The sequence below is a fragment of the Pseudomonas sp. LBUM1658 genome, from assembly GCF_059716055.1.
Window position 1 is genome coordinate 1 of the sequence record NZ_CP166798.1, and the last position, 21,652, is coordinate 21,652.

Genomic DNA, 21,652 nt, shown 5'->3' on the forward strand with positions numbered 1-21,652 from the left:
GTGTCAGTGGAACTTTGGCAGCAGTGCGTGGAGCTTCTGCGCGATGAGCTGCCTGCCCAGCAATTCAACACTTGGATCCGTCCACTACAGGTCGAAGCCGAGGGCGACGAGTTGCGTGTTTACGCACCGAATCGTTTTGTTCTCGATTGGGTCAACGAAAAGTACCTGGGCCGCGTGCTCGAGTTGCTCGATGAGCATGGCAATGGCCTGGCGCCTGCGCTTTCCTTATTAATAGGCAGCAAGCGCAGTTCAGCACCTCGCGCTGCACCTAATGCGCCTTTGGCGGCCGCGGCTTCTCAAGCGCAGGCTGCTGCTGCCCCCGTGGCCAATGCTCCGGCCCCGAGTGCGCCCGCCAAACGGGCTACGCAAAAGACCGCCGAGGTCAGTGAAGAGCCCTCTCGCGACAGCTTCGACCCGATGGCGGGTGCCAGCTCGCAACAAGCCCCGGTACGCTCCGAACAGCGCACCGTGCAGGTTGAGGGCGCGCTCAAGCACACCAGCTACCTGAACCGCACCTTCACCTTCGAGAACTTCGTCGAAGGTAAGTCCAACCAGTTGGCCCGGGCTGCAGCCTGGCAGGTGGCCGACAATCCCAAGCACGGTTACAACCCGCTGTTCCTTTATGGTGGTGTTGGCTTGGGTAAAACTCACTTGATGCACGCTGTGGGTAACCACCTATTAAAGAAGAACCCGAATGCCAAGGTCGTATACCTGCATTCCGAGCGCTTCGTGGCGGACATGGTCAAAGCATTGCAGCTCAATGCGATCAATGAATTCAAGCGCTTCTACCGTTCGGTCGATGCGCTGCTGATCGATGACATCCAGTTCTTCGCCCGTAAGGAACGTTCCCAGGAAGAGTTCTTCCACACGTTCAACGCACTGCTTGAAGGTGGCCAGCAGGTCATTCTCACCAGTGACCGCTATCCGAAAGAAATCGAAGGCCTTGAAGAGCGCCTCAAATCCCGCTTCGGCTGGGGCCTGACGGTAGCTGTGGAGCCGCCGGAACTTGAGACCCGGGTTGCGATTCTGATGAAGAAGGCAGACCAGGCCAAAGTCGATCTGCCCCATGACGCTGCGTTCTTCATTGCCCAGCGTATTCGCTCCAACGTGCGTGAGCTCGAAGGTGCACTTAAACGTGTTATCGCCCACTCGCACTTCATGGGCCGCGACATCACCATTGAGTTGATCCGCGAGTCCCTGAAGGACCTGCTGGCACTGCAGGATAAACTGGTCTCTGTGGATAACATTCAGCGCACGGTCGCCGAATACTACAAGATCAAGATTTCCGATTTGCTGTCCAAACGCCGTTCGCGTTCGGTTGCACGTCCACGTCAGGTAGCGATGGCATTGTCCAAAGAGCTGACCAACCACAGCCTGCCGGAAATCGGCGATGTGTTTGGTGGCCGAGATCACACCACGGTCTTGCACGCATGCCGCAAGATCAACGAGCTCAAGGAATCCGACGCGGACATCCGCGAGGACTACAAGAACCTGCTGCGTACACTGACCACTTGATGAACACCAGCGCAGCTTATTAAGGCAAGGGACTAGACCATGCATTTCACCATTCAACGCGAAGCCCTGTTGAAACCCCTGCAACTGGTCGCAGGCGTCGTCGAGCGCCGCCAGACCTTGCCGGTGCTTTCCAACGTGCTGTTGGTTGTCGAGGGCCAGCAACTATCGCTGACCGGTACTGACCTGGAAGTCGAGCTGGTCGGTCGTGTGCAACTCGAAGAGCCTGCCGAGCCAGGCGAAATTACTGTCCCGGCACGCAAGCTGATGGACATCTGCAAGAGTCTGCCAAACGACGCCCTGATCGACATCAAGGTCGACGAGCAGAAGCTGGTGGTGAAAGCCGGCCGTAGCCGCTTCACCTTGTCCACCTTGCCAGCCAACGATTTCCCGACTGTCGAAGAAGGCCCGGGTTCGCTGACCTGCACTCTTGTGCAAAGCAAGCTGCGTCGTTTGATCGAACGCACCAGCTTCGCCATGGCTCAGCAGGACGTGCGCTATTACCTCAACGGCATGCTGTTGGAAGTGTCAGCTGGCATCATCCGCGCGGTCGCCACCGATGGCCACCGTCTGGCAATGTGCTCGATGCAGGCCGATATCGGTCAGCCGGACCGTCATCAGGTGATCGTGCCGCGTAAAGGTATCCTGGAGCTGGCACGCCTGTTGACCGAGCCGGATGGATTGGTCAGCATCGTCCTGGGTCAGCATCACATCCGTGCCACCACCGGCGAGTTCACCTTCACCTCCAAGCTGGTTGATGGCAAGTTCCCGGATTACGAGCGCGTGCTGCCTAAAGGCGGTGACAAGCTGGTACTCGGCGATCGTCAGGCGCTGCGTGAAGCCTTCAGCCGTACCGCTATTCTCTCCAACGAGAAGTACCGTGGCATTCGTCTGCAACTGGCCAACGGTCAGCTGAAGATCCAGGCGAATAACCCGGAACAAGAAGAAGCCGAGGAAGAAGTGGGAGTCGAATACAACGGCGGCCCGCTGGAGATTGGCTTTAACGTGAGCTACTTGCTCGATGTGCTGGGCGTGATGACCACCGAACAGGTCCGCCTGATTCTGTCCGACTCCAACAGCAGCGCATTGGTGCAAGAGTCAGACAACGACGACTCGGCTTACGTTGTAATGCCGATGCGCCTGTAAACATGCTCAGCAGAAGCTAGATGTCCCTCAGTCGCGTCTCGGTCACCGCGGTGCGCAATTTGCACCCGGTGACCTTCTCCCCTTCCCCCCGCATTAATATCCTGTACGGCGCCAACGGCAGCGGCAAAACCAGTGTTCTGGAAGCCATCCACCTGCTGGGGCTTGCCCGTTCGTTTCGCAGTGTCCGCTTATTACCGGTCATTCAATACGAGCAATTGGCGTGCACGGTATTCGGCCAGGTGGAATTGGCTGGGGGCGGGCAAAGTGCTTTGGGAATTTCCCGAGACCGCCAAGGGGAATTTCAAATTCGCATCGATGGGCAGAACGCTCGTAGCGCAGCGCAGTTGGCCGAAATACTGCCCCTGCAACTGATCAACCCTGACAGCTTTCGATTGTTGGAAGGCGCTCCGAAAATTCGTCGGCAGTTTCTGGACTGGGGTGTGTTCCACGTGGAACCCCGTTTCATGTCCACTTGGCAGCGCCTGCAGAAGGCCCTTCGGCAGCGGAACTCATGGCTGCGGCATGGTACACTTGACGCCGTTTCGCAAGCGGTTTGGGACAGGGAACTGTGCCAGGCCAGCGCTGAAATTGATGAATACCGCCGCGCCTACATCAAAGCCTTGAAACCAGTCTTTGAACAAACCTTGAGCGAACTGGTTGAGCTCGAGGGCTTAACGCTTAGCTATTACCGAGGTTGGGACAAAGAGCGAGAACTGAGTGCTGTGCTCGCCACATCCCTTCACCGGGATCAGCAAATGGGCCATACCCAAGCCGGACCACAACGCGCTGATTTGCGTCTTAGATTGGGCGCTCACAATGCCGCGGACATCTTGTCCCGCGGTCAGCAGAAGTTGGTGGTCTGTGCATTGCGGATCGCCCAGGGGCATCTGGTCAGCCAAGCCCGGCGTGGCCAGTGTATTTATCTAGTGGATGACTTGCCGTCCGAACTGGACGAGCAGCACCGCCGCGCACTTTGCCGCTTGTTGGAAGACTTACGCTGCCAGGTGTTTATCACCTGTGTAGATCACGAATTATTGAGGGAAGGCTGGCAGACGGAAACGCCAGTCGCTTTGTTCCACGTGGAACAGGGCCGTATCACCCAGACCCACGACCATCGGGAGTGAAGGCATGAGCGAAGAATATACGTACGACTCAACCAGCATCAAAGTGCTGAAAGGCCTGGATGCCGTACGCAAACGTCCCGGTATGTACATTGGTGACACCGACGATGGCAGCGGTCTGCACCACATGGTATTCGAGGTGGTTGATAACTCGATCGACGAAGCTTTGGCCGGCCATTGCGACGACATCAGTATTATTATCCACCCGGATGAATCCATCACTGTGCGTGACAACGGTCGCGGCATTCCGGTAGACGTGCATAAAGAAGAAGGCGTCTCGGCAGCCGAAGTCATCATGACCGTGCTGCACGCCGGTGGTAAGTTCGATGACAACTCCTACAAAGTATCCGGTGGTTTGCACGGTGTAGGTGTGTCGGTAGTGAACGCGCTGTCCGAGTTGTTGGTGTTGACGGTTCGTCGCAGCGGCAAAGTCTGGGAACAGACCTATGTCCACGGTGTTCCTCAGGAACCGATGAAAATCGTCGGTGAGACTGAAACCACCGGTACCCAGATTCACTTCAAGCCGTCCGATCTGACCTTCAAGAACATCCACTTCAGCTGGGACATTCTGGCCAAGCGGATTCGTGAACTGTCCTTCCTCAACTCCGGTGTCGGTATCGTCCTCAAGGACGAACGCAGCGGCAAGGAAGAGCTGTTCAAGTACGAAGGTGGCCTGCGTGCGTTCGTTGAATACCTGAACACCAACAAGACTCCGGTCAACCAGGTGTTCCACTTCAACGTCCAGCGTGAAGATGGTATTGGTGTCGAAGTCGCTCTGCAGTGGAACGACAGCTTCAACGAGAACCTGTTGTGCTTCACCAACAACATTCCGCAGCGCGACGGCGGCACCCACCTGGTGGGCTTCCGTTCGGCGCTGACGCGTAACCTGAACACCTACATCGAAGCGGAAGGTCTGGCGAAGAAGCATAAAGTCGCGACCACTGGTGACGATGCCCGTGAAGGTTTGACCGCGATTATTTCGGTAAAAGTGCCGGATCCGAAGTTCAGCTCCCAGACCAAAGACAAGCTGGTGTCTTCCGAAGTGAAGACCGCTGTCGAACAGGAAATGGGTAAGCACTTCTCTGACTTCCTGTTGGAAAACCCGAACGAAGCCAAGCTGGTCGTCGGCAAGATGATCGACGCTGCGCGTGCTCGTGAAGCGGCGCGTAAAGCCCGTGAGATGACCCGTCGTAAAGGCGCGCTGGATATCGCCGGCCTGCCGGGAAAACTGGCGGACTGCCAGGAAAAGGACCCTGCCCTTTCCGAACTGTACCTGGTGGAAGGTGACTCTGCTGGCGGCTCCGCCAAGCAGGGACGTAACCGCAAGACTCAAGCGATTCTGCCGCTGAAAGGTAAAATCCTTAACGTTGAGAAAGCCCGCTTCGACAAGATGATTTCCTCGCAAGAGGTTGGCACCTTGATCACTGCGCTGGGCTGCGGCATCGGTCGCGATGAGTACAACATCGACAAGCTGCGTTACCACAACATCATCATCATGACCGATGCTGACGTCGACGGTTCGCACATCCGTACATTGCTGCTGACCTTCTTCTTCCGTCAGCTGCCTGAGCTGATCGAGCGTGGCTACATCTACATCGCTCAGCCACCTCTGTACAAAGTGAAGAAAGGCAAGCAAGAGCAATACATCAAAGACGACGACGCCATGGAAGAGTACATGACGCAGTCGGCCCTTGAAGATGCAAGCCTGCACCTGAACGACGAAGCCCCGGGTATTTCCGGTGAGGCGCTGGAGCGTCTGGTAAATGACTTCCGCATGGTGATGAAGACCCTCAAGCGTTTGTCGCGCCTGTATCCACAGGAACTGACCGAGCACTTCATCTACCTGCCTGCGGTGAGCCTGGAGCAGCTGTCTGATCACGCCGTGATGCAGGATTGGCTGGCCCAGTACGAAGTCCGCCTGCGTACCGTGGAAAAATCCGGCCTGGTCTATAAAGCCAGCCTGCGTGAAGACCGTGAACGTAACGTCTGGCTGCCAGAGGTCGAACTGATCTCCCATGGCCTGTCGAACTACATCACCTTCAACCGCGACTTCTTCGGCAGCAATGACTACAAGACCGTCGTCACCCTTGGCGCTCAATTGAGCACCTTGCTGGACGAAGGCGCTTATATTCAACGCGGCGAGCGCAAGAAGCCCGTCACCGAGTTCAAGGAAGCCCTGGAATGGTTGATGGCCGAAAGCACCAAGCGCCACACCATCCAGCGCTACAAAGGTCTCGGTGAGATGAACCCGGACCAGCTCTGGGAAACCACCATGGACCCAAGCGTGCGCCGGATGCTCAAAGTGACGATCGAAGACGCCATCGGTGCCGACCAGATCTTCAACACCCTGATGGGTGATGCGGTCGAGCCACGTCGTGAGTTCATCGAAACCAACGCTCTGGCTGTGTCCAACCTGGACTTCTGATTGGGTGTGACCTGCTGAAATAAAAAAGGCCAACGCTTAGCGTTGGCCTTTTTTTGTTCAATATTCGCAGATGTATGCGGTGTCTATCTGGACGCCAAGATCGCAGCCTGCGGCAGCTCCTACTGGGAGATGGTAGTCGCGAAATGTGTGGCGTGCTCGGTCCTGTAGGAGCTGCCGCAGGCTGCGATCTTTTGATCTTTTTGCGTGCTAGCCCTCTTTTCAACAGGCAGAAAAAACCGGCTATAAGAGCCGGTTTTTTTATCGTCATAAAAAACTTATGCACGGTTTTCGTTATTTTATGGCTTTAAGAAATATATATATAAATCATAAGCTTACAGAGAATATTTGACGGTTTTGAACGAAATTGCACACAGGTTATCCACAGAATCTCAGATAGCCACTTTTTCCGGTTCCGCAGTGATAGGCGGCAATGAACCCATGTCCCGCTGAGCCTGCTCGTTCCAGGCGGCAACCCGGTCATTGAGCTCAGCGATAGCACGAGGCCCGGTGCCTTCGGCATACATCGGCGCGCCGATCACCACGGTGATCGTACCGGGCTTTTTAGCCCAGCCAGTCTTCGGCCAGAACTTGCCCGCGTTGTGCGCAATTGGCAGAACCGGCAACGCAGCGTTGACCGCCAATGCGGTGCCACCGCGTGAGAATTTTCCGATCTTGCCAAAAGGAACCCGCGTGCCTTCCGGAAAGATCAGGACCCAGACACCATCCTTGAGCAGTTCGTGGCCCTTCTTTGCCACATGCTTGAGCGCCGCCTTGGGGTTGTCACGGTCGATGGCGATAGGTCGCAGCATGGCCATTGCCCAACCGAAGAACGGCACATAGAGCAGCTCGCGCTTGAGCACCTGGCTCAACGGCTCGAAGTAGGCCGACAGGAAGAATGTCTCCCAGGTGCTCTGGTGGTTCGACAGAATCACGCACGGCTGTTCAGGCACGTTCTCGGCGCCCCGCACTTCATAGCGGATATCGAGGAACACCTTGCTCAGCCACAGCGCGCAATGGCACCAGTACACGTTGATAAAACGATAGCGCGCCTTGAACGGTAAAAAAGGCGCAATAAAAAAGCTCAGGCTGCACCAGAGCAACGAGGTGGTGCCCAGCAGCAGGTAAAAGAAAAAAGTTCTGATTGCCTGCAGGATCGACATAGCGGCATTTGCCTATTAAAAGCGCACTCCCGAACTGTCCTTGGTCAGGATGTCGTCAGAAGAGCTCTAAATGTGGATAAGTTCAGCGGCAACTGCCGCCAGATCGTCAAAAATCAAGGTGCCTACCGGTAGGGTTTTACCCAGAGTCTTTTCGCCTTTACCGGTTTTTACCAAAACTGGCTGACAGTCGACGGCTTTTGCGGCTTCCAGGTCACCGAGAGTGTCGCCGACAAACCATAGATGGGTCAGCGCCACGTCGTAATGAGCGGCAATGGTTTTCAGCATGCCGGGTTTTGGCTTGCGGCAATCGCAGCCATCGTCCGGCCCGTGAGGGCAATAGACGATGAGCCCGACTTCTCCGCCCTGCTCCGCTACTAGCGAGCGTAAACGCGCGTGCATGGCGTCCAGGATGGCGACGTCGTAATAGCCGCGAGCGATGCCCGACTGGTTGGTAGCGACGGCTACCGTCCAGCCGGCCTTGCTCAACTGCGCGATGGCTGCGATCGAACCGGGGAGCGGAATCCACTCCTCCACCGACTTGATGTAAGCGTCGGAGTCGTAATTAATCACCCCGTCCCGATCGAGAATCAGCAGTTTCAAACTCCGCCCCTTAAACAATCAGCCCAATAGCGAAATATCGGCGACACCGAGGAACAGCCCACGCAGACGCGCCAGCAATGCATAACGGTTGGCCCGTACCTTGGCATCTTCAGCGTTGACCATCACCGCTTCAAAGAATGCATCGACCGGCTCGCGCAGCGCTGCCAGACGGGCCAGCGATTCGCTGTACTGACGCGCCGCAGCCATTGGCTGGACCGCCTGATCAGCCTGCTGGATCGCCGAGTACAGCGAAAACTCGTTGGCGTTGTCGAAGTACTTGGCTTCGACGATGCTCGGGATCGTGCCTTCGGCCTTGCTCAGCAGGTTCGATACGCGCTTGTTCACCGCCGCCAGTGCCGCGGCTTCCGGCAGCTTGCGGAACGCTTCGACGGCTTGCACACGTTGATCGAAGTCCAGTGCCGAACCCGGTTTCAGGGCGCGAACCGACAGGTAGGTGCCCACATCCACGCCTTCGTCTTCGTAACGTGCGCGCAGACGGTCGAAGACGAACTCCAGCACCAGGTCGGCCAGACCGGCCGCCTTGACCTTGGCGCCAAATGCGTTGACGGCGAACGCCACCGCTTCGGTCAGGTCCAGATCGAGCTTCTTGTCGATCAGGATCCGCAGCACGCCAAGGGCAGCGCGGCGCAAGGCGTACGGGTCTTTGCTCCCGGTCGGCAGCATGCCGATACCGAAAATACCCACCAGGGTGTCGAGCTTGTCAGCGATCGCTACGGCGGCACCGGTAACAGTGGTCGGCAGTTCAGCGCCGGCACCGCGCGGCATGTATTGTTCGTTCAGCGCCAGGGCCACGTCTTGCGGTTCACCGTCGTTGAGGGCGTAGTAGTAACCGGCGACACCTTGCATCTCCGGGAACTCGCCGACCATTTCGGTCGCCAGGTCGCACTTGGACAGCAGGCCGGCGCGGGCTGCACGGGTCGGGTCGCCGCCGATGCGTTGAGCGATGAACGCCGCCAGTTTGGAAACCCGCTCGGCTTTGTCGAACACACTGCCCAGTTTTTCCTGGAACACCACGTTCTGCAGGCGCAGGTTGAAGCTTTCGAGTTTCTGCTTCTTGTCTTGCTTGAAGAAGAACTCGGCGTCGGTCAGACGTGGGCGAACCACCTTCTCGTTACCCGAGATGATCTGTTGGGGGTCTTTGCTTTCGATGTTGGCCACAGTGATGAAGCGTGGCAGCAACTTGCCATCGGCATCCAGCAGGCAGAAATACTTCTGGTTGTCCTGCATGGTGGTGATCAGGGCTTCCTGGGGCACCTCGAGGAACCGCTCTTCGAACGAGCAGACCAGCGGCACCGGCCACTCTACCAGCGCGGTCACTTCGTCGAGCAGGCTCGGCGGCACGATCGCCGTACCTTCCTGCAACGCCGCCAACTCGGCAGTGCGCTTGCTGATCAGCTCGCGACGCTCATTGGAGTCCGCCAGCACGTAAGCAGCACGCAGGTCTTGCAGGTAGTTGGCCGGCGCGGTGATACGCACGCTTTCAGGGTGATGGAAGCGGTGACCACGGGAGTCGCGACCGGCTTTCTGGGCGAGGATGGTGCAATCGATGACCTGGTCACCGAGCAGCATGACCAGCCACTGGGTCGGGCGAACGAACTCTTCCTTGCGCGCCCCCCAGCGCATGCGCTTGGGAATCGGCAGATCGTTCAGGGAATCTTCGACGATGGTCGGCAGCAGACTGACAGTCGGCTTGCCTTCGATGCGCTGGCTGTAGCGAAGTTTCGCGCCACTCTGATCGATTTCGCTGAGATCAACGCCGCACTTCTTGGCGAAGCCCAGGGCGGCCTGGGTCGGATTGCCTTCGGCATCGAACGCCGCCTGACGCGGCGGGCCATCGAGGTTGATGCTGCGATCTGGCTGGTGAGTGGCCAGTGCAGTGATCAATACGGCCAGACGACGCGGCGCGGCGTAGACGGTTTTGGTCTCGTAGTTCAGGCCAGCGGCTTGCAGGCCTTTGTCGATACCGGCGAGGAACGCCTCAGCCAGAGTGTTCAGGGCTTTGGGTGGCAGTTCTTCGGTGCCCAGTTCAACCAGAAAATCTTGAGCACTCATTGTGCAGCCTCCAGCTTAGCCAACACTTCATCACGCAGATCCGGGGTCGCCATCGGGAAGCCCAGCTTGGCGCGAGCCAGCAGATAGGCTTGGGCCACGGAGCGCGCCAGGGTCCGTACACGCAGAATGTATTGCTGACGCGCAGTCACCGAGATCGCCCGGCGAGCATCCAGCAGGTTGAAGGTGTGCGAAGCCTTCAGAACCATTTCATAGCTTGGCAACGGCAACGGCTGATCCAGTTCGATCAGACGCTTGGCTTCGCTTTCATAGAAGTCGAACAGCTCGAACAGCTTCTCGACGTTGGCCTGTTCGAAGTTGTAGGTCGACTGCTCCACTTCGTTCTGGTGGAACACGTCGCCGTAGGTCACCTTGCCGAACGGGCCGTCAGCCCAGACCAGGTCGTAGACCGAGTCCACGCCCTGCAGGTACATGGCCAGACGCTCGAGACCGTAAGTGATTTCGCCGGTCACCGGATAGCACTCGATGCCGCCCGCTTGCTGGAAGTAAGTGAACTGAGTCACTTCCATGCCGTTGAGCCAGACTTCCCAGCCCAGACCCCAGGCACCGAGGGTCGGCGATTCCCAGTTGTCTTCGACGAAGCGGATGTCGTGCACTAACGGGTCGAGACCGACGTGCTTGAGCGACCCCAGGTACAGTTCCTGGAAGTTGTCCGGGTTTGGCTTCAATACCACCTGGAACTGGTAGTAGTGCTGCAAACGGTTCGGGTTTTCGCCGTAGCGGCCATCAGTCGGACGCCGACTGGGCTGCACATAAGCGGCGTTCCAGGTTTCCGGGCCGATGGCACGGAGGAATGTGGCGGTGTGGAAAGTGCCGGCGCCTACTTCCATATCGTAGGGCTGAAGTACCACACAACCTTGCTCGGCCCAGTATTGCTGGAGGGCGAGGATCAAGTCTTGGAAGGTACGCACGGCTGGCGTAGGCTGGCTCACGAAATTCACCTGTTTCTTGGGCTGCGATTTAAAGAGCGGGAGTATACCCGATTCGGTCGCGCCTCGACCCCCTGGAGCCTTATGCCACGCTGCTTTTGGTGTTCCGAAGATCCGCTGTACATGGCTTATCACGATCAGGAGTGGGGCGTGCCGCTACGCGATGCGCAGCGCTTGTTCGAGTTGCTTTTGCTTGAAGGGTTCCAGGCCGGCCTATCGTGGATCACTGTGCTGAGGAAACGCGAGCGTTATCGTGAGGTACTGTTTGATTTCGACATACAGCGCGTAGCGCAGATGAGCGATGCCGAAATCGATGATTTGATGCTCGATCCGGGGATAATCCGCAATCGCCTGAAACTCAACGCCGCCCGGCGCAATGCCCAGGCCTGGCTGGCGCTGGAGGACCCGGTGGAGTTTCTCTGGTCCTTTGTCGGTGGCGTTCCGAAGATCAATCATTTCAAGGATCGCAGCGAAGTACCGGCCGTGACGCCGGTGGCTGTGGAAATGAGCAAAGGCTTGAAAAAGGCCGGTTTCACCTTCGTCGGTCCGACCATTTGCTACGCGCTGATGCAGGCCTCGGGCATGGTCATGGACCACACCCGGGATTGCGATCGCTACGCGACCTTGGCGAACGGCGGTTAGAATAGCCGCCTCGCGCACAGCACAAGATCAGGAGTGACCTGTGGATAAGTTGAAAGGCGCCTTGCTAGTAGGCGCTCTGCGGTTGTTTGCCCTGCTCCCGTGGCGGGCAGTGCAGGCAGTCGGCTCGGCCATTGGCTGGGTGATGTGGAAAACCCCTAACCGTTCCCGCGATGTGGTGCGGATCAACCTGGCCAAGTGCTTCCCGGAAATGGATCCGGCCGAACGCGAGCGTCTGGTGGGCCAAAGCCTGAAAGACATCGGCAAGTCCCTCACCGAAAGTGCCTGCGCCTGGATCTGGCCAGCCCAGCGCTCCATCGATCTGGTGCGGGAAGTCGAAGGCCTCGACGTGCTCAAAGAGGCATTGGCCTCAGGCAAGGGGGTGGTCGGCATCACCAGCCACCTTGGCAATTGGGAAGTGTTGAACCACTTTTATTGCAGCCAGTGCAAACCGATCATTTTCTATCGACCGCCCAAGCTCAAGGCGGTGGACGACTTGTTGCGCAAGCAGCGGGTGCAATTGGGTAACCGTGTCGCGGCGTCCACCAAAGAAGGGATCCTCAGCGTCATCAAGGAAGTGCGCAAAGGGGGAGCGGTGGGTATCCCGGCTGACCCGGAACCGTCCGAATCGGCCGGGATTTTCGTGCCCTTCTTTGCCACCAAGGCCCTGACCAGCAAATTCGTCCCGAACATGCTCGCCGGTGGCAAAGCGGTCGGGGTGTTCCTGCATGCCCTGCGGCTGCCCGACGGTTCAGGTTACAAAGTGATCCTCGAAGCCGCGCCAGAGGCGATGTACAGCACCGATACCGAGACTTCCTGCGCGGCAATGAGCCAGGTCGTCGAGAAATATGTACGCGCCTATCCGAGCCAGTACATGTGGAGCATGAAGCGCTTCAAGAAACGGCCACCGGGTGAGGAGCGCTGGTACTGAAGCGTTTCTGTGGATAACCCTGGAAAAAAGATCAAAAGATCGCAGCCTGCGGCAGCTCCTACAGGGTTATCCACAACCGTTCAATCAAGGGCGCAACAGGTCAGTTAGCTTGACGATCAAGCTTCTTCAAAAACACCGTCATTTCCTTTTCCGCCTGTTTGTCGCCATGCCCGCGTGCTGCTTCGAGCCCTTGCTCCCAGGCGTGGCGGGCAGCCGGATAATCAGCCAGTGCCAGATGCGCCTTGCCGAGCAGCTTCCAGGCCGCGGAATACTTCGGATCGAAATCGACACAGCGTTGAAAATGCTCGGCCGCCTTGGCGTTCTCGCCCAGATCCAGATAACCCTTGCCCAGGCCAAAGCGCAGCAGCGAGTTATCCACACCTTTGGCGAGCATTTTTTCCAGGGATTGGATCATTTAGGGCTCCTTGAATGGGTAATGTCAGATATGACATGGGTCTTCAAGATAGCTTACGCGGGCAAACCCGCTCCCACAGGAGTTAGCGGTGTCCTTGTGGGAGCGGCGGTGCGGCGATCCGACTTGCCCGCGAAGACGGAATGTCTAACGCCAGATAATCTGGATCAGAAGAAGCTCAATCCCACATGGAACAGCTTCTCCACATCGCGGATATGTTTTTTATCCACAAGGAACAGAATCACGTGGTCACCCGCCGCGATCACCGTGTCATCGTGAGCGATGATGACTTCTTCGTCACGGATGATCGCCCCGATCGTCGTGCCCGGTGGCAGGCCGATGTCTTCGATGGAGCGGCCGATCACCTTGCTCGATTTCGCATCACCGTGGGCAATCGCCTCGATGGCCTCCGCTGCACCACGGCGCAACGAGTGCACGCTGACAATATCGCCGCGCCGCACGTGGGCGAGCAAGGTGCCAATGGTCGTCAGCTGCGGGCTGATGGCGATATCGATGTCACCACCCTGGATCAGGTCGACATAGGCCGGGTTGTTGATGATGGTCATGACCTTCTTCGCGCCCAGGCGTTTGGCCAGCAGCGAGGACATGATGTTGGCTTCGTCGTCGTTGGTCAGCGCCAGGAAAATATCGGCGTCGGCGATGTTTTCCTCCATCAGCAGGTCGCGGTCTGACGCACTGCCCTGCAACACCACAGTGCTGTCGAGGTTGTCCGAAAGATAACGGCAACGCGCCGGGTTCATCTCGATGATCTTCACCTGATAGCGACTTTCGATGGCTTCGGCCAGGCGTTCGCCGATTTGCCCGCCACCGGCGATCACCACGCGCTTGTAACTTTCATCGAGGCGGCGCATTTCGCTCATCACTGCACGAATGTTCGCTTTGGCGGCGATGAAAAATACTTCGTCGTCGGCTTCGATCACCGTATCACCCTTGGGCAGGATCGGCCGGTCGCGGCGGAAGATGGCGGCAACGCGGGTCTCGACATTCGGCATGTGCTCGCGCAACTGCCGCAGTTGATGACCCACCAGCGGCCCGCCGTAATAAGCCTTGATCGCCACCAGCTGGGCCTTGCCTTCGGCGAAGTCGATGACCTGCAAGGCACCGGGGTGTTCGATCAGGCGCTTGATGTAGTTGGTCACCACCTGTTCCGGGCTGATCAGCACGTCGACCGGAATCGCATCGTTGTCGAACAGGCCGGCGCGGGTCAGATAAGCCGCTTCGCGCACACGGGCGATCTTGGTCGGGGTATGGAATAGGGTGTGGGCGACCTGACAGGCAACCATATTGGTTTCGTCACTGTTGGTGACTGCCACCAGCATGTCGGCATCATCCGCGCCGGCCTGACGCAGCACTGTCGGGAGCGAACCACGGCCCTGAACGGTGCGGATATCCAGCCGGTCGCCGAGATCGCGCAGCCGCTCGCCGTCGGTGTCGACCACCGTGATGTCATTGGCTTCACTGGCCAGGTGTTCCGCCAGCGAACCGCCGACCTGCCCTGCGCCGAGGATGATGATTTTCATCCAGTCACTCCCTTAAAACCGGTTAACCGCGCGCGGCGGCAATCTTGATCAACTTGGCGTAGTAGAAACCGTCATGCCCGCCCTCCTGGACCAGCAACTGGCGGCCATGAGGTTGCTTGATACCGGCCGCAGGCTGCCCGAGCTGGCCGGCGATGTCGAGCTCGCGGGCGCCTGGAGTCCGGGCCAGAAAGGCTTCGATAACTTCGGTGTTCTCGGTCGGCAAGGTCGAGCAGGTGGCATACAGCAGGATGCCGCCGACTTCGAGGGTCGGCCACAACGCGTCCAGCAGTTCACCCTGCAGCACCGCCAGGGCGGCAATGTCGTCGGGCTGGCGAGTCAGTTTGATGTCCGGGTGACGGCGGATGACCCCGGTGGCCGAGCATGGCGCGTCCAGCAGGATCCGCTGGAACGGCTTGCCGTCCCACCAGGTGGCGGTATCGCGGCCATCGGCGGCAATCAGCTCGGCGCTCAGGCCAAGCCGCTGGAGATTTTCCCGTACCCGCACCAGGCGCTTGGCTTCCAGATCCACCGCGACCACGCCGGCCAGCGCCGGCTCGACCTCCATGATGTGGCAGGTCTTGCCGCCTGGCGCGCAGCAGGCGTCGAGCACCCGTTGCCCCGGCGCCAGATCCAGCAGGTCGGCGGCCAGTTGTGCGGCTTCGTCCTGCACGCTGATCCAGCCTTCGGCGAAGCCTGGCAAGTTGCGTACGTCGCCCGGCTCGTCGAGCACGATGCCGTCCTGGCTGTAGACGCAAGCATTGGCCGCCACACCGGCGTCACTCAGCAATTGCAGGTAGGCATCGCGACTATGATGGTGGCGATTGACCCGCAGGATCATCGGCGGATGGGCGTTGTTCGCCGCGCAGATGGCTTCCCACTGCTCAGGCCAGAACGCCTTGAGGGATTTTTGCAGCCAGCGCGGATGGGCGGTACGGACCACAGGATCGTGTTCCAGCTCGCTGAGCAGCGCTTCGCTTTCACGCTGGGCACGGCGCAGCACGGCATTGAGCAAGGCCTTGGCCCAAGGTTTTTTCAGCTTCTCGGCGCAACCGACGGTTTCGCCGATGGCGGCATGGGCCGGCACGCGGGTGTAGAGCAGTTGGTAGAGACCGACCAACAGCAACGCCTCGACATCGGCGTCGGCCGCTTTGAAGGGTTTTTGCAGCAGCTTGGCCGCCAGCGCCGACAAACGCGGCTGCCAGCGAGCGGTGCCGAAGGCCAGATCCTGAGTGAAACCACGATCACGAAGCTCGACCTTATCCAGTTGAATCGGCAACGAACTGTTGAGCGAAGCTTTACCGTTGAGTACTGCAGCCAGGGCCTTGGCGGCGGCCAGACGCGGATTCATTGGGCGTCCATCGTTTGATCCAGCACGGTACCGACGGCGAATTTCTCGCGTCGGCTGTTGAACAAGTCGCTGAAGTTCAGCGCTTTGCCACCGGGTAATTGCAGGCGGGTCAGGCACAAGGCCTGTTCGCCGCAAGCGACGATCAGGCCGTCTTTGCTGGCGCTGAGCACTTCACCCGGTGCGCCCTGACCATCGGCGAGTTTCGCGGCGAGGACTTTCAGGGCTTCGCCATTGAGGGTGCTGTGGCAGATCGGCCATGGATTGAACGCGCGGACCAGGCGTTCCAGCTCGACGGCCGGGCGGCTCCAGTCGATGCGCGCTTCGTTCTTGTTCAGCTTGTGGGCGTAGGTAGCAAGGCTGTCATCCTGCACTTCGCCTTCGAGGGTTCCTGCGGCCAGACCGGCAATGGCCTGGACCACGGCAGGCGGACCCATTTCGGCTAGACGGTCGTGGAGGCTGCCGCCAGTGTCGTCGGTGCTGATCGGGGTGGTGACTTTCAGCAGCATCGGCCCGGTATCCAGACCCAGTTCCATGCGCATCACGGTCACACCGCTTTCGGCGTCACCGGCTTCGACGGCGCGCTGGATCGGCGCCGCACCGCGCCAGCGCGGCAACAGCGAAGCATGACTGTTGATGCAACCCAGGCGCGGAATATCCAGCACCGCTTGCGGCAGGATCAAGCCGTAGGCCACCACCACCAGCAAGTCGGGTTTGAGTGCTGCCAGTTCCGCCTGGGCCGCTGCGTCACGCAGGGTCGGTGGCTGCAGGACGCTGATGTTGTGCTGCTCGGCGAGTTGCTTGACCGGGCTCGGCATCAGCTTTTGCCCGCGTCCCGCCGGACGATCCGGTTGGGTATAGACCGCCACGATCTCATACGGGCTGTCGAGCAAGGCCTTGAGGTGTTCGGCGGCGAATTCGGGGGTGCCGGCAAAGACGATGCGCAATGGCTCAGTCATGGGGATTCTCGGTTGAAGGCACTCGAAAAAGAAAAAGGCTTGCTACAGCAAGCCTTTGGAAGGAAGGGATCAAGCGTTCTGGCGATGTAGCTTTTCCAGCTTCTTCTTGATCCGGTCACGTTTGAGCGTGGACAGGTAATCGACGAATAATTTGCCATTGAGGTGGTCGCATTCATGTTGAATACACACCGCCAGCAGGCCTTCGGCGATCAGCTCATAAGGCTGGCCGTCACGGTCCAGCGCGTTGATCTTCACGCGCTGCGGTCGATCGACGTTTTCGTAGAAGCCCGGTACCGAGAGGCAGCCTTCCTGATACTGGCCCATTTCGTCGGTCAGGACTTCAAACTGGGGGTTGATGAATACCCGTGGTTCGCTGCGGTCTTCAGAGAGGTCCATGACCACGATGCGTCTGTGCACGTTGACCTGGGTCGCAGCCAGGCCGATGCCAGGTGCTTCATACATTGTTTCAAACATGTCATCGACCAACTGACGCACTTCGTCGTCCACTACAGCCACAGGTTTGGCGATAGTGCGCAGGCGCGGGTCAGGGTATTCGAGGATGTCTAAAATGGCCATAAGCGTAATTGCTGCACGTGTGAGGTAAAGTCAGGGTCGGTTACCTGACAGGTCAGGCTACCGTTGCAAAACGTTCTCCTGGAAGGGAGCGAGCCGCAGGGACTCTAGCGTTTCACGCGAACGTACATAATAAAGGGATTCACTGGATGAGGAAATCACTACTCGCCCTGCTTCTGTTGGCCTCGGTCGGTATCGCGCAGGCGCAAGTGCAGCTCAGGGACGGTTTTCCACAGCATTACACCGTGGTGGCAGGCGACACACTCTGGGACATTTCCGGGAAATTCCTCCGGGAGCCGTGGAAGTGGCCGGAAATCTGGCAGGTCAACCCGCAAATCGAAAACCCCAACCTGATCTACCCCGGCGACTCGCTGTCACTGGTCTACATCAACGGACAGCCACGCCTGACCCTCAATCGCGGGGCTTCACGGGGCACCATCAAGCTGTCGCCACGAATCCGCAGCACGCCGGTGGCCGACGCCATCCCGAGCATACCGCTGCAAGCGATCGACAGCTTCTTGCTGAGTAACCGTATCGTCGACAAGGTCGAGGATTTCGACAAGGCCCCGTACATCGTCGCCGGCGATGCCGAGCGGGTGCTCAGTGGCATGGGTGACCGCATCTACGCTCGCGGTACCTTCGCTGCGGACCAGTCGGTCTACGGCATCTTCCGTCAGGGCAAGGTCTACACCGACCCGCAGAGCAAGGAGTTCCTCGGGATCAACGCCGACGACATCGGCGGCGGGGAAATCGTTGCCACCGAAGGTGACGTTGCCACGCTGGCCCTGCAACGCACCACTCAAGAGGTGCGTCTGGGCGACCGGTTGTTCAGCAGCGAGGAACGGGCGATCAACTCGACCTTCATGCCCAGCTCGCCACAAGGCGAGATCAACGGCCTGATCATCGATGTGCCACGCGGGGTGACGCAGATCGGTGTGTTTGATGTGGTAACCCTGAACAAAGGCCGCCGTGATGGCCTGGCCGAAGGCAATGTGCTGGCGGTGATGAAAACCGGGGAAACCGTGCGTGACCGGGTGACCGGCAGCGAAGTGAAAATCCCCGATGAGCGCGCCGGGTTACTGATGGTGTTCCGCACTTACGAAAAGCTCAGCTATGGCCTGGTGCTGAATGCATCGCGCTCTCTGGCGGTGATGGACAAGGTTCGAAACCCATAAAAAAAACGGAAACTCTCAACAAGTTACCAACAGACTTATCCACAGCTTATTCCTGTTTCGACAGGCCCTTATAACGATCAAGGATGATCTATGTCTCTGTCTGCTATTGCCCAGGTTTCGCCTGCGGAACTGGAAGCCCGTTTGCGTTTGCATCGTCTACCGGAACTCGGCCCGCGACGTTTTCAAAAGCTGCTGGAAGCCTTTGGTTCGGCCTCGGCAGCCATCAGCGCGCCGGCCAGTGCCTGGCGTGCATTGGGCCTGCCGGCGGCATGTGCAGATGCCCGACGCAGTGTCGAGATCCGTGACGGCGCCAGCCATGCCTTGGCCTGGCTTGAGCGCCCCGACCAGCATTTACTGATGCTGGACCAGCCCGGCTACCCTGCGCTGCTGGCTGAACTGGACGGCGCCCCGCCGTTATTATTCGTGGCCGGTGATCCGGGCATTCTGGAAAAACCGCAATTGGCGATGGTCGGCAGTCGTCGGGCCTCGCGCCCTGGGATGGATACTGCCGCGGCTTTTTCCCGCAGCCTTGCAGGCGCTGGTTTTGTGATTACCAGCGGCCTGGCACTGGGAATCGACAGCGCCGCGCATCAGGCCGCTCTGGACGTCGGCGGGCAAACGGTCGGCGTGCTCGGCACCGGGCTGGAAAATTTTTATCCACAGCGCAACCGCAAGCTGGCCGAGGCGATGATTGCTCAGGGCAGCGCAGTGGTTTCCGAGTTCCCGCTGGATGCCGGGCCGCACCCCAGCAACTTTCCTCGACGCAATCGAATCATCAGTGGATTGTCCCTGGGAGTGTTGGTGGTCGAGGCCAGTGTGGCCAGCGGATCGTTGATCACCGCGCGGCTGGCAGCGGAGCAAGGCCGCGAGGTGTATGCCATTCCAGGATCCATCCATCATCCCGGCGCTCGCGGTTGCCATCAGTTGATCCGTGATGGCGCGGTGCTGGTCGAGACCATCGAACATATCCTCGAAGCCTTGCGCGGCTGGCAAAGGCTGCCGCCCGCCGCAATAGCTGCGCCAGCGAAGGTCGATCATCTTTTGTTGCGTTTGCTGCATGCCGCGCCACATACCAGTGAAGCCTTGGCTGGCGCCAGCGGCTGGGCTTTGTCCAAGGTCCTGGCGGCGCTGACGGAGTTGGAGATGGACGGCCGGGCAGTCTGTGAAAATGGACGCTGGTTTGCGCGGGTAAGTTAGGGGGCGACCGCCATCTATTGAGAGCGCACCCTAGGTTTTATAATGAACAACGGTAAACTGGCCTCAGCCTTATTCCGGAGAGTCAGCAATGGTCAGCAGTTGGCGTGTGCAACAAGCCGCACGAGAAATTCGCGCAGGAGCGGTGATTGCCTATCCAACCGAAGCGGTCTGGGGTCTGGGTTGCGACCCATGGAACGAAGAAGCGGTGGATCGCCTGCTGGCGATCAAATCACGGTCTGTAGATAAAGGTTTGATCCTGATCGCGGATAACATCCGGCAGTTCGATTTTCTTTTCGAAGACTTCCCGCAAAGCTGGATGGACCGCATGGCCAGTACCTGGCCGGGGCCCAATACCTGGCTGGTGCCGCACCAGGGCATGCTACCCGAGTGGATCACCGGAATTCACGACACCGTGGCCTTGCGGGTCAGTGATCACCCGCAAGTCCGCGAGTTATGTGCGCTGGTCGGTCCGCTGGTATCAACCTCGGCCAACCCCCAGGGCCGGCCAGCGGCGCGTACCAGGATTCGCGTCGAGCAATATTTTCGCGGGCAGATCGACCTGGTACTGGGCGGCAACCTGGGTGGGCGCAAAAACCCGAGCCTGATTCGCGATCTGGCGACCGGGAAAATTGTGCGTCCGGCGTGAAGTTGGTGTGAACTTCATCGCGAGCAGGCTCGCTCCCATAGGGAATTGCGTCGATCACAGATCCAATAGATGTGGGAGCGAACCTGCTCGCGATGGCATCTTCACAGACACCTCATGAGTTCAGCATTACGGCAACAAAATCGTCGATCCCGTCGTGCGCCGCGCCGACAACTCGGTCTGTGCCTTGGCCGCTTCCGCCAATGGATAACGCTGATTGATATCCACCTTTATCTTGCCGCTGATGATCATCCCGAATAGCTCATCGGCCATGCGTTGCAGGTTCTCGGCGTTGTTGGCGTAAGTCGCCAGAGTCGGCCGGGTCACGTACAACGAGCCCTTGGCCGACAGAATCCCCAGGTTCACCCCGTCGACCGCGCCCGAGGCGTTGCCGAAGCTCACCACCAGGCCGCGTGGCGCCGCGCTGTCCAATGAAGTGAGCCAGGTATCTTTGCCGACGCCGTCATAAACCACCGGGCACTTCTTGCCGTCAGTCAATTCCAGCACCCGTTGTGCGACGTTTTCCTTGCTGTAGTCGATGGTCTCCCAAGCGCCGAGGGATTTGGCGAGGGCGGCCTTTTCAGGCGAGCTGACCGTGCCAATCAGCTTCACTCCCAACGACTTGGCCCATTGGCAGGCCAAGGAGCCAACACCACCCGCGGCAGCATGGAACAGGATGGTTTCGCCACCCTTGAGCTCATAGGTCTGACGCAGCAGATATTGCACTGTCAGGCCTTTAAGCATCACGCCCGCCGCTTGTTCGAAGCTGATGGCGTCGGGTAGATGCACCAGATTAGCGGCCGGCAGCACATGCACATCACTGTAGGCGCCCAGCGGACCGCTGCCATAAGCCACACGGTCGCCGACTTTGAATTGAGTGACTTCACTGCCGACCGCCTCGACCACGCCGGCGCCTTCGGCACCCAGGCCCGAGGGCAAGGACGGCGGCGCATAGAGGCCGCTGCGGAAATAGGTGTCGATGAAATTCAGGCCAATGGCCTTGTTGCTGACGCGAACCTGTTGCGGACCCGGCGCTGCCGGTTGGTAGTCTACATACTCAAGTACTTCGGGGCCGCCATGGGCACGGAACTGGATACGTTTGGCCATCTGCAATCTCCTTGGGTCTTTTCGCGAAAGGCTCCTATCGGACTCCTAAGCTTGACCTTCGTCAACTGCGGCGGGGCAGGTTGCGGTGTTATGCTACGCGCCCATTTGCGCCGGCCTCACGCTCCGTTCGAAGTGCCGCGTAGCTT

Annotated in this window: 19 protein-coding genes; 9 read left to right on the forward strand and 10 right to left on the reverse strand. The window is 59.0% G+C overall.

Translation table 11 applies throughout. The features are described from left to right. The 4 genes from dnaA to gyrB are packed head-to-tail and all read left to right on the forward strand — an operon-like array spanning window position 1 to window position 6,204. Window positions 1-1,515 carry a chromosomal replication initiator protein DnaA gene (gene dnaA / locus ACA064_RS00005; RefSeq protein ID WP_497671547.1) on the forward strand — a complete coding sequence of 505 codons (1,515 nt, stop codon included), beginning with the start codon at window positions 1-3 and terminating at the stop codon, window positions 1,513-1,515. A 39-nt stretch (window positions 1,516-1,554) separates the two neighbouring features. Further along, on the forward strand, window positions 1,555-2,658 hold the full coding sequence (dnaN, locus tag ACA064_RS00010; RefSeq protein WP_497671548.1) for a DNA polymerase III subunit beta: 1,104 nt from the start codon (window positions 1,555-1,557) through the stop codon (window positions 2,656-2,658). A 20-nt stretch (window positions 2,659-2,678) separates the two neighbouring features. Then, on the forward strand, window positions 2,679-3,782 hold the full coding sequence (gene recF, locus ACA064_RS00015; RefSeq protein ID WP_497671549.1) for a DNA replication/repair protein RecF: 1,104 nt from the start codon (window positions 2,679-2,681) through the stop codon (window positions 3,780-3,782). Window positions 3,783-3,786: 4 nt separating this feature from the next. Continuing rightward, a complete protein-coding gene (gyrB, locus tag ACA064_RS00020) occupies window positions 3,787-6,204 on the forward strand; it encodes a DNA topoisomerase (ATP-hydrolyzing) subunit B (RefSeq protein ID WP_150642192.1) in 2,418 nt (805 codons plus the stop codon). A 389-nt stretch (window positions 6,205-6,593) separates the two neighbouring features. Here gyrB and ACA064_RS00025 read toward each other — a convergent pair whose 3' ends face one another. The 4 genes from ACA064_RS00025 to glyQ form a co-directional block, all read right to left on the reverse strand. Then, complete coding sequence (locus ACA064_RS00025; protein ID WP_497671550.1) at window positions 6,594-7,364, reverse strand: lysophospholipid acyltransferase family protein; 771 nt, start codon at window positions 7,362-7,364, stop codon at window positions 6,594-6,596. Between the two features lie 66 nt (window positions 7,365-7,430). Next, window positions 7,431-7,964, reverse strand: coding sequence for a D-glycero-beta-D-manno-heptose 1,7-bisphosphate 7-phosphatase (gene gmhB / locus ACA064_RS00030; protein ID WP_497671551.1), 534 nt, complete (start codon window positions 7,962-7,964; stop codon window positions 7,431-7,433). Window positions 7,965-7,982: 18 nt separating this feature from the next. Then, the gene (gene glyS / locus ACA064_RS00035) at window positions 7,983-10,037 is read right to left on the reverse strand and encodes a glycine--tRNA ligase subunit beta (RefSeq protein ID WP_497671552.1); all 2,055 of its coding nucleotides are present in this window, start codon (window positions 10,035-10,037) and stop codon (window positions 7,983-7,985) included. Next, the gene (gene glyQ / locus ACA064_RS00040; RefSeq protein WP_461967480.1) at window positions 10,034-10,987 is read right to left on the reverse strand and encodes a glycine--tRNA ligase subunit alpha; all 954 of its coding nucleotides are present in this window, start codon (window positions 10,985-10,987) and stop codon (window positions 10,034-10,036) included. Before glyQ ends, glyS begins: the two co-directional genes overlap by 4 nt. 81 nt (window positions 10,988-11,068) lie before the next feature. Here glyQ and tag point away from each other — a divergent pair, with 81 nt between their 5' ends. After that, entirely contained in the window at window positions 11,069-11,626 is a 558-nt protein-coding gene (gene tag / locus ACA064_RS00045; RefSeq protein ID WP_497671553.1) for a DNA-3-methyladenine glycosylase I, read from the forward strand. Window positions 11,627-11,666: 40 nt separating this feature from the next. Then, window positions 11,667-12,554, forward strand: a complete 888-nt coding sequence (locus ACA064_RS00050) for a lysophospholipid acyltransferase (protein WP_497671554.1) — start codon at window positions 11,667-11,669, stop codon at window positions 12,552-12,554. A 100-nt stretch (window positions 12,555-12,654) separates the two neighbouring features. On the opposite strand, the gene ACA064_RS00055 is transcribed toward ACA064_RS00050, so the two are convergent. The 5 genes from ACA064_RS00055 to def form a co-directional block, all read right to left on the reverse strand. Then, the gene (locus ACA064_RS00055; protein WP_497671555.1) at window positions 12,655-12,969 is read right to left on the reverse strand and encodes a tetratricopeptide repeat protein; all 315 of its coding nucleotides are present in this window, start codon (window positions 12,967-12,969) and stop codon (window positions 12,655-12,657) included. Window positions 12,970-13,133: 164 nt separating this feature from the next. Further along, window positions 13,134-14,507, reverse strand: a complete 1,374-nt coding sequence (gene trkA / locus ACA064_RS00060) for a Trk system potassium transporter TrkA (RefSeq protein WP_497671556.1) — start codon at window positions 14,505-14,507, stop codon at window positions 13,134-13,136. A gap of 22 nt (window positions 14,508-14,529) precedes the next feature. Then, complete coding sequence (gene rsmB, locus ACA064_RS00065) at window positions 14,530-15,855, reverse strand: 16S rRNA (cytosine(967)-C(5))-methyltransferase RsmB (protein ID WP_497671557.1); 1,326 nt, start codon at window positions 15,853-15,855, stop codon at window positions 14,530-14,532. Then, window positions 15,852-16,811 (reverse strand): methionyl-tRNA formyltransferase, encoded by a 960-nt coding sequence (gene fmt, locus ACA064_RS00070; RefSeq protein ID WP_497671558.1) that lies wholly within the window; start codon window positions 16,809-16,811, stop codon window positions 15,852-15,854. The genes rsmB and fmt overlap by 4 nt, the downstream gene beginning before the upstream one ends. A gap of 69 nt (window positions 16,812-16,880) precedes the next feature. After that, entirely contained in the window at window positions 16,881-17,387 is a 507-nt protein-coding gene (gene def, locus ACA064_RS00075) for a peptide deformylase (RefSeq protein ID WP_497671559.1), read from the reverse strand. A 146-nt stretch (window positions 17,388-17,533) separates the two neighbouring features. Between def and ACA064_RS00080 the strand changes: the two genes are divergently transcribed. The 3 genes from ACA064_RS00080 to tsaC all read left to right on the forward strand — a co-directional run bounded on the left by ACA064_RS00080 (window position 17,534) and on the right by tsaC (window position 20,402). Continuing rightward, window positions 17,534-18,559 carry a LysM peptidoglycan-binding domain-containing protein gene (locus tag ACA064_RS00080; protein WP_497671560.1) on the forward strand — a complete coding sequence of 342 codons (1,026 nt, stop codon included), beginning with the start codon at window positions 17,534-17,536 and terminating at the stop codon, window positions 18,557-18,559. A gap of 90 nt (window positions 18,560-18,649) precedes the next feature. Then, window positions 18,650-19,756 carry a DNA-processing protein DprA gene (gene dprA, locus ACA064_RS00085; protein WP_497671561.1) on the forward strand — a complete coding sequence of 369 codons (1,107 nt, stop codon included), beginning with the start codon at window positions 18,650-18,652 and terminating at the stop codon, window positions 19,754-19,756. 88 nt (window positions 19,757-19,844) lie between these two features. Further along, window positions 19,845-20,402 carry an L-threonylcarbamoyladenylate synthase type 1 TsaC gene (tsaC, locus tag ACA064_RS00090; protein ID WP_497671562.1) on the forward strand — a complete coding sequence of 186 codons (558 nt, stop codon included), beginning with the start codon at window positions 19,845-19,847 and terminating at the stop codon, window positions 20,400-20,402. Between the two features lie 126 nt (window positions 20,403-20,528). On the opposite strand, the gene ACA064_RS00095 is transcribed toward tsaC, so the two are convergent. Then, window positions 20,529-21,506 (reverse strand): NADPH:quinone reductase, encoded by a 978-nt coding sequence (locus ACA064_RS00095; RefSeq protein ID WP_497671563.1) that lies wholly within the window; start codon window positions 21,504-21,506, stop codon window positions 20,529-20,531. Window positions 21,507-21,652 lie beyond the last annotated feature (146 nt).